General features: G+C 67.2%; 6 protein-coding genes and 1 pseudogene. 6 read left to right on the top strand and 1 reads right to left on the bottom strand.

Translation table 11 applies throughout. The annotated features are described in order from the left end of the window. The 3 genes and pseudogenes from Q7V15_RS12740 to Q7V15_RS12730 form a co-directional block, all read left to right on the top strand. Window positions 1-915: pseudogene (locus Q7V15_RS12740) on the top strand (hypothetical protein); the annotation flags it as partial. Window positions 916-920: 5 nt separating this feature from the next. Continuing rightward, window positions 921-3,314 (top strand): EAL domain-containing protein, encoded by a 2,394-nt coding sequence (locus Q7V15_RS12735; protein ID WP_304756036.1) that lies wholly within the window; start codon window positions 921-923, stop codon window positions 3,312-3,314. Between the two features lie 664 nt (window positions 3,315-3,978). After that, the gene (locus Q7V15_RS12730) at window positions 3,979-4,413 is read left to right on the top strand and encodes a helix-turn-helix domain-containing protein (RefSeq protein WP_304756034.1); all 435 of its coding nucleotides are present in this window, start codon (window positions 3,979-3,981) and stop codon (window positions 4,411-4,413) included. Window positions 4,414-4,447: 34 nt separating this feature from the next. Here the strand turns inward: Q7V15_RS12730 and Q7V15_RS12725 are convergent, their stop codons facing one another. Continuing rightward, window positions 4,448-5,116: a TlpA disulfide reductase family protein gene (locus tag Q7V15_RS12725; RefSeq protein ID WP_304756032.1), complete on the bottom strand. Its 669-nt coding sequence runs from the start codon at window positions 5,114-5,116 to the stop codon at window positions 4,448-4,450. On the opposite strand from Q7V15_RS12725, the gene argH reads away from it, so the two are divergent. The 3 genes from argH to lysA are packed head-to-tail and all read left to right on the top strand — an operon-like array spanning window position 5,117 to window position 8,114. Then, entirely contained in the window at window positions 5,117-6,562 is a 1,446-nt protein-coding gene (argH, locus tag Q7V15_RS12720; RefSeq protein WP_304756030.1) for an argininosuccinate lyase, read from the top strand. It begins immediately after the preceding gene. Continuing rightward, window positions 6,559-6,849: a hypothetical protein gene (locus tag Q7V15_RS12715; protein ID WP_304756028.1), complete on the top strand. Its 291-nt coding sequence runs from the start codon at window positions 6,559-6,561 to the stop codon at window positions 6,847-6,849. The genes argH and Q7V15_RS12715 overlap by 4 nt, the downstream gene beginning before the upstream one ends. Next, window positions 6,846-8,114: a diaminopimelate decarboxylase gene (gene lysA / locus Q7V15_RS12710; protein ID WP_304756026.1), complete on the top strand. Its 1,269-nt coding sequence runs from the start codon at window positions 6,846-6,848 to the stop codon at window positions 8,112-8,114. The genes Q7V15_RS12715 and lysA overlap by 4 nt, the downstream gene beginning before the upstream one ends. Window positions 8,115-8,238 lie beyond the last annotated feature (124 nt).

Genomic DNA, 8,238 nt, shown 5'->3' with positions numbered 1-8,238 from the left:
CTCGCCGCCGTGGTCAAGGGCACCACTTTCACGGTCTCGGTGGGCGCGGTCAGCGACACCGTCCACGTGGCCGAAGGCCTTGTGGAGGTGCGGGCCAACGGCGGTGGCCAGCCCAACGATATCGCCTCAGGCGTCACCGGCCGGGTGACCCGCGAGACTCCTGACCAGGTCGGGGTGATCACGCCTGCTGCGGTGGCCACGGCTGAGCCGTCGGGCCAGACCTTGCCGGCCTTGGACTACAGCCAAGTTTCCGAGGGCGTCGTGATGGGTCCGGCGGCCTCCCCCGCCCGGGATATGAGTCCGACGCCGACAGCCGGTCTAGGCCCTGATGGGTCGGCGGTAGAGGCGTCCAATGGCGTCAACACGGCCGTAACCCTGGCGAACGCGTCCCTCGCCGCCATGGCGCAGTCTGTCGCTCAGTCGGCCAGTCTCGGCGCCCCTGGAGCCCCTGCGATCCATCCTGGCAGTGACGACGGCGTCCCGGCTGGCCCGGGCGCCAACAACGGCAATAGCGGCGGCCCCCCAGCCAACGTCCCGGCCGGTCCGGGCGCCAATAACGGTAACGGCGGCGCTCCCCCCGTCGGCGTTCCGGCCGGCCCGGACGCCAACAACGGCAATGGCGGCGGTCCTCCGGCCAACGTCCCGGCCGGTCCAGGCGCCAATAACGGTAACGTCGGCAGCCCCCCCGTCGGCGTTCCGGCCGGCCCGGACGCCAACAACGGCAATGGTGGCGGCCCCCCAGCCAACGTTCCGGCCGGTCCAGGCGCCAATATCGGCGACAGCGGCGGTCCCCCCGTTAGCATCCCGGCTGGCCCGGACGCCAACAACGGCAATGGCGGCGGTCCTCTGGCCAACGTCCCGGCCGGTCCAGGCGCTAATACCGGAAACGGCGGAGGCCAGGGCCGACAGCCCTAGGCGCCATGAGACGGTTCGCCCCCAGACCCTCCCGGTTCGCCTTCGTCCGGCTCTGGGCGACGGTCGCCGCCATCGCGAGCTTGGTGGTCGCGATCACGGCCAGCGGCGCCCTTCGACCCGTTGAGGACGCCCTGGCCAGCCAGCGCTTCGGCCTGATCCAGCGCCCGGCGAGCCAGGGAATGGTTCTGGTCGAGATCGACGCGGCGAGCCTCAACGCCGCCGAAGTCTGGCCCTGGGGCCGGGATCGGTATGCCCAGGCGCTCGACCATCTTGACGCTGCTGGCGCGCGACTTGTGGGTTTCGACGTGGATTTCAGCGCCAAATCCACCCCGGAAATGGACCACAGGTTTGCGAGCGCCATCGCCCAGACCCCAGGCGCGGTGATCCTGCCGACATTCGTCCAGCCGGCTCGGCGCAGCACGCCGGATGCGTCCATGGTCGAGAACACCCCACTGGCGGCGCTCTCCGAGGAGGCGCTGCTCGCCAGCGTCAATGTGGTGGCCGACAGCGACGGACGGGTCCGCCGCTATCTGCGGGGCTTTTCCGCCGGCGACGCCTTCCGGCCAAGCATGGCCGCCCTGATGGCGGGCGAGCCCTTCGGGCGCACAGCGCCGTTCCATATCGACTACGGCATTCAACCGGCCAGCATTCCGACCCTCAGCTTTCAGGATGTCTATGAGAACGGGTTCGACCCGGCCCTGGTGCGTGGTCGCGCGGTGCTGATCGGGGCCACGGCCCTGGAATTGGGCGATAATCTCGCCACCCCCCGCCATGGGATCCTGCCCGGCGTGGTCGTCCATGCCCTGGCCTATGAGAGCCTCGTTCAGGGGCGAGCTCTCTATTTCCCCCATCCCCTGGTCACCCTGATCCTGATCGTCACGGTGGCCCTGACCCTCCGACCCGCCCGTCAGGCGACTGCGCTGGCTGGGTTGGCCCGTCGGCACTTGCTGGTCCTGAGTTTCGTTCTTGGGGCCCCGTTTGCTTTCCAGGCGATGGCTCCGGTCATTCTGCCCGTCACTCCCCTGCTGCTGACCCAGGTTTTCTGCCTCGCCGTCGCCATTCAGCAGGAGTTGAAGCGTCGGGGTGAGGACATCGTCCGGGCCCGGGAGGCTGGCCTGCTTCATCTGGCCATGCATGAGCCTGAAACCGAACTTCCCAACCGCCGGGCGCTCTTGGAAGAAATTTCCCGGACCCGTCGCGGAGGGAATGGCGCTGTTGCGGTAGTCGCCATCGGGGTCGATCGCTACGCCCAGATGCGGGCGGCTATCGGCTATGGGATGGCCAATGACGTGGTGCGCGCCGTCGCCGCCCGCCTTCTCCGGACCTGTCACGCCAGCCGGCTCGGCTATATCTCAACTGGCGTGCTTGGCCTTGTGGTGGGTCGGGGAGAGGCCTCGGCGTTGGAAGCTGAACTCGCTCGCCTTGAATCTCTGGATCCGGCCTATGAGGTGGACGGCGCCTTGGTGGACGCCTTCCTCCGCCTTGGCGTAGCCTATGACTGGAACCCTGCCGAGACTGACGAGAGGTTGCTCGAACAGGCGACCATCGCCCTCGACGAAGCCCGACGGCAGAACCGACGCCGCCTCATGTTCCAACCTGCGGCCTTCCAAGATCCGTCGCTCAATATCTCGTTGATGAGCGACCTCCGTCAGGGGCTGGAGGAAGGTCAGATCGCCCTGCACTATCAGCCCAAGCGGGCGGCGAATGGCGCCATTGTCGGGGTCGAGGCCCTGATGCGCTGGACGCACCCGACGCGGGGCCTCATTCAGCCCGACATCTTCATCGTGGCCGCGGAGGAGACTGGCAGCATCCGTGAGCTGACCGAATGGACCCTCATCCAGGCTTTGGCCGACAGTGCGGCCCTGCGGCGTGCAGGGCACCAGTTGACGGTGTCGATCAATGTCTCAGGACGGGTGCTAGGAGATCGCGCCTTCCGAGATTTCGTGCTTCACGCCGTTGGCGGCCAGGCTCAGCAACTCTGCCTGGAAGTCACCGAAACCGCCGTCATTGAGAGCCCACAGGCAGCCATTGAGGCCGTAGGCGCTTTCCGCCGGGCCGGTCTGGCCATCTCGATTGACGATTACGGGGTGGGGCTGTCCTCCCTCTCCTATCTCAAACTCCTCGAGGCCGACGAACTCAAGCTGGACCGCAGCATCGCCATGGCGGTTGATACGGAACGCGATCGTCTGATCCTGCGCTCCACCATTGAGCTTGCGCACAGTCTCAACATGAAAGTGGTCGCCGAAGGGATTGAGGACGCGGCAGTGGAAAGCATCCTGCTTGGTCTCGGGTGCGATCTGATTCAGGGCTATTTGGTCGCCCGTCCCATGCCGCTCGCCGAGTTGCGCACCTACCTGGACGCCGCAGTCCCCAACCCAGTCCTGGCGGCGGCCTCCTGATTCGCAGAGCGCGGTCAGGGCGCATGCGACGATTTGCGACGTGTTTTCAATATACTTAACCTGAGTAATGAACGGTCGCGATCCCCGCATAGGGGACTGGATCGGCAGCCGAGGGACCATCGCCCGTATCAGCGACCCTCTCGCACCCTCGCCCCATAGGCGCCACCTCCGGTCGCGCACGAAATCGGACTTCATCCAGGGCGGATTCGCCAGGCTCTACTAGTTCTGCTTTTGTTCTCCCATGGAGGCGAACATGGCAGATGGACGATCACAGGGGTTTGAAGAGGCGTCCCCAGCCGAATTTATTGCCGGATTGAAATGCGTCGACGTTGCGGTCTGGGCGGTCTGCGAAGCGCCCAGTTGTCAGGGAGTCGCCCAAATTTCTCTGTCAGCTTGGCCAGCCCTGGCCGGGCAGCCCCAGCAACTTGAACGGCTGGAAACGCGCCTGCGATGCATTTGCGGAGCCAGGCGGGCGAAGTTGACCCGTACAGCGCCGTCCGCGACATCGCGCCACGTCACAATCTACCCATTTTCGTAGAACGTCATTCTTGCAACTGTCGCGGTACCAACGCTAGGCGAGTGACGGGAGGCCTTCACAACTTCTCACGCTTGAAACATTTCACCTCGGCGTTTGTTGAGGTGATCAGGGAACAAGGAGACTGAATTGCCGGAGTCCACCACCAAGAGCCCTGACCCCATGGATATCGCCCTTGGGGCTGCCGTGCGCATACGCCGACGGACCATTGGCATGTCGCAGGAGGCCCTGGCCGAGCAATGTGGCGTGAGCTTCCAGCAGATTCAGAAGTACGAAAACGGCGCCAACCGGATCTCCTTCTCCCGGCTGGTCCAGATCGCACGGGCCCTCCGCTGCCGGGTGACCGACCTGCTCGACGTTCTCGACACCCCCGACGAAGAACCCAGCGTCGATCTCGACCTGCTGTCGCGCATGCGCACGCCAGGCGCCCTGGAACTGTTGACGGTCTATGAGCATCTGCCCGCGGATGCCCGGACCGCCCTGGTCAGCTTCCTGCGCATCCTGGCGCCGGTCCCCTCGACGCCCCAGACCCAGGCCGGCGCCCGTAAACGCGAGCCGGCCTGAAGCCTCCTGCAGCGTTCAGAGCGTCAGACTTGGCCTATGAGCCAGGGCGCGGCGTTCCATTCTTGACGTTGGCGCCCTGGACCCCCAGCACGTGGTCCACGACCGCCTTGGCGTCCGCGCCGCCCCAATCGGCGCCCCCCGCCAGCCGCGCTCTTTCGATCCCGTCAGCGCCGTAGATCACCGTCGTGGGCATGCCCGGCGCCGGGGGCGTCAGGTCAAAGGCGAGCTTCATATTGGGGTCGCTGTAATAGGCCAGGGGGGCGTGCTGGGCGATAAAGGCGCGGGCCTTGTCCACATCGGCCGCCCGATCGATGCTGACGGCCAGCACGCGCACAGGCTGACCCTCATAGTGGGCGGCCAACGCGGCCAGGGTCGGCATTTCCGCTACGCAGGGCGGACACCATGTGGCCCAGAGGTTCAGCACCACAACCTCGCCCCGGAAGTCCCCCAGGCGCAGGGGCTGGCCCTCAGGATCATAGATTGTCGTCACAGGGGCTGGTCGTGGGTCGGCGGGGGTCTGCAGGGCGGCCATTTCGCCCTTGGCGAAGGCGCGCAGGCCGCGATTGGTATCTGGATTGGTGGAAGCCTGGCCGATGATGTAGACCACCGCCGCGACGCCGAGGGCGGCGACGCCCCACAGGGTCCAGCCAAACAGGTTCGGCCCAGGTTTCGCCTCTGGTTTCGCCTCTGATTGATCACTCATATGACCGAAAAAGCCTCCAATACGCCGCCACAGGATGCCCATATGGCGAAGCCGGACGCCCCCGGCCAGGGTCAGGCCATGTGGGGCGGGCGATTTTCGGCCAAGCCCGCCGACCTGATGCAGGCGATCAACGTCTCCATCGGCTTCGACAAGCGTCTGGCGCCGCAGGATCTGGCCGGCTCCCGGGCGCACGCCGCGATGCTGAAGGCGCAAGCCGTCATCTCGGCCGCCGACGAGGCCGCCATCCAGGATGGCCTCTCGCGCATTGAGGCCGAAATCGCGGACGGCGTCTTCCCCTTCCGCGACGAATACGAAGACATCCACATGAATGTGGAGGCCCGCCTGCGGGAGCTGATCGGGCCGGCGGCCGGGCGGCTGCATACCGCACGCTCACGCAACGACCAGGTGGCGCTGGACTTCCGCATGTGGGTCCGCGAGGCCTGCCATCGCACGGCCGGGCAGCTCCAGGCCCTGCAGCGGGCTCTGGTGGCCCAGGCCGAGACCCACGCTGACACCCTGATGCCGGGATTCACCCACCTGCAGCCGGCCCAGCCGGTGACCTTCGGCCACCATCTGATGGCCTATGTGGAGATGTTTGGCCGCGACGCCTCGCGCTTCACCGACGCGGCCGTGCGCATGAATGAGTGCCCCCTGGGCGCCGCGGCCCTGGCCGGCTCGCCCTTCCCCATCGACCGCCACGCCACCGCCAAGGCCCTAGGCTTCGACCGACCCACGGCCAATTCGCTGGACAGCGTGTCGTCCCGCGACTTCGCGCTGGAGGCCCTGGCGGCCGGCGCCATCTGCGCCACGCACCTGTCGCGCCTGGCCGAGGAGATCGTGATCTGGATGACGCCGCAGTTCGGCTTCATCGCCCTGTCGGACGCCTTCACCACCGGCTCGTCGATCATGCCGCAGAAGAAGAACCCCGACGCCGCTGAACTGGTCCGGGCCAAGGCCGGCCGCATGCTGGCGGCCTTCACACAGCTGGCCGTGGTGATGAAGGGCCTGCCGCTCGCCTATTCCAAGGACATGCAGGAGGACAAGGTCCCGACCTTCGAGGCCTTCGACGTGCTCGACCTGTCGCTGGGCGCCATGACCGGCATGGTCGCCGACCTGACCCCCAACGCAGCGCGCATGGCCGCGGCCGCCGGCGCCGGCTTTTCCACCGCCACCGATTTGGCCGACTGGCTGGTGCGGACTCTCGACATGCCCTTCCGCGACGCCCACCACATCACCGGCGCGGCGGTGAAGCGCGCCGAGCAGCTGGGTTGCGATCTGGCCGATCTGCCCCTGGACGAGATGAAGGCCCTGGACCCACGCATCGGCTCCGGCGTTTATGAGGTTCTGACACCGGCCGCATCCGTGGCCAGCCGCAAAAGCTATGGCGGCGCTGCTCCCGACCAGGTTCGCGCCCAGGTCGCCCGCTGGAAGGACTTGCTGCAATGAACCTCCGCGCCCCCCTCCTCATGGCCCTGGCCAGCGCCCTGACCCTCGCCGCCTGCGGTCAAGCGGGCGGCCTCAACCGTCCCCCGCCCCTGTGGGGCGATCCGGCCACGGGCGAGGTCGTGGCGCCGCGCCCGTCGGCCAACAAGCCGGTGGACACCGTCGACCCGCGCACCCGGTCGACCAACCCGGCGCCGTCTCGAACCCTGCCCATCGACGGCACATCCTCCAACCCCAGCGCCTCGGGACCACAGGGCGCCCTGCCTGACCCCTACGCCAATCCCCGATGAATCACTTTGAACTGAGGGACGGCGAGCTTCATTGCGAGGACGTCCCCCTCGCGGCCATCGCCCAGGCGGTGGGCACGCCGGTCTATGTCTATTCCACCGCCACCTTCGAGCGGCACTATATGGTGCTGCGCGATGCGTTGGAGGCTGAAGGCGTCCGCGATCCGCTGATCGCCTTTGCGGTGAAAGCCAATTCCAACCTGGCCGTGCTCAAGACCCTGGCGCGCCTGGGGGCTGGCGCCGACACCGTTTCCGAAGGCGAAATCCGCCGCGCCCTGGCCGCTGGCGTGCCGCCCGAACGCATCGTCTTCTCCGGCGTCGGCAAGACCCGCTCTGAGATCGCCTTCGCCCTGGAGGCCGGGGTCTGCGAGATCAATGTCGAGTCCGAACCGGAAATGGCCGCCATCGCCCAGGTGGCCGAGTCCCTGGGCAAGCGGGCCACCATCGCCTTTCGGGTCAATCCCGACGTGGCCGCCGGCGGCCACGCCAAGATCGCCACCGGCAAGTCGGAGAACAAGTTCGGCGTCTCCTTCGCCGAGGCCGAGCGGCTCTACGCCCAGGCCTCCAACAACGCCTGGCTGAAACCCGTGGGCGTGGCCTGCCACATCGGCAGCCAGATCACCGATCTCGCCCCCATGGCGGACGCCTTCGCCAAGATGGCGGGTCTGGTCCGGCGGCTGAAGGCCGAGGGCCTGACGGTGGAGCGACTGGACCTGGGGGGCGGCCTGGGCGTGCCCTATTTCAACCAGCCCGAACCGCCGTCGCCGGCCGACTACGCCAAGGTGGTGGCTGAGGCGACCCGTGACCTGGATGTGACCCTGGCCTTTGAGCCTGGGCGAGTGATCGCCGCCAATGCAGGCGTGCTGCTGGCGGAGGTGGTGCACATCCACGAGCGGCCCGAAGGGCGGCGCTTCCTGGTGCTGGACGCGGCCATGAACGACCTGCTGCGTCCGGCCATGTACGACGCCTATCACGACATCCGCCCCGTCCGCCCCCGGGAGGGCGAGGCCCTGGCCTATGACGTGGTCGGACCCATCTGCGAGACCGGCGACACTTTCACCCGCGACCGTGCGCTACCCGCCTTCGAAGCCGGGGATCTGGTGGCCTTCATGAGCGCCGGCGCCTATGGGGCCTCCATGGCCAGCGAATATAACAGCCGCCCCCTGGTCCCCGAGGTCATGGTCAAGGGCGACCAATTCGCCGTCGTCCGCCCCCGTCCGACCTATGAGGAGATGCTGGCCCGCGAAGCCATGCCGGACTGGCTCTAGCGGGCCGTCGGTATGAGCAGGATCGGTTGAAACGCCCTCAATCGCTGGGGTGTCAGTCCATCGCCCCGACATAGGGCAGGCCACGGAGCTGGCCGGCGGAGTCCATGCCGTAGCCGACCAGGAA

The sequence above is a fragment of the Phenylobacterium sp. genome, from assembly GCF_030651755.1.
Lineage (GTDB): Bacteria > Pseudomonadota > Alphaproteobacteria > Caulobacterales > Caulobacteraceae > Phenylobacterium.
The sequence above is the reverse complement of the archived record's forward strand: the minus strand, read 5'-3'. Positions and strand labels throughout refer to the sequence as shown.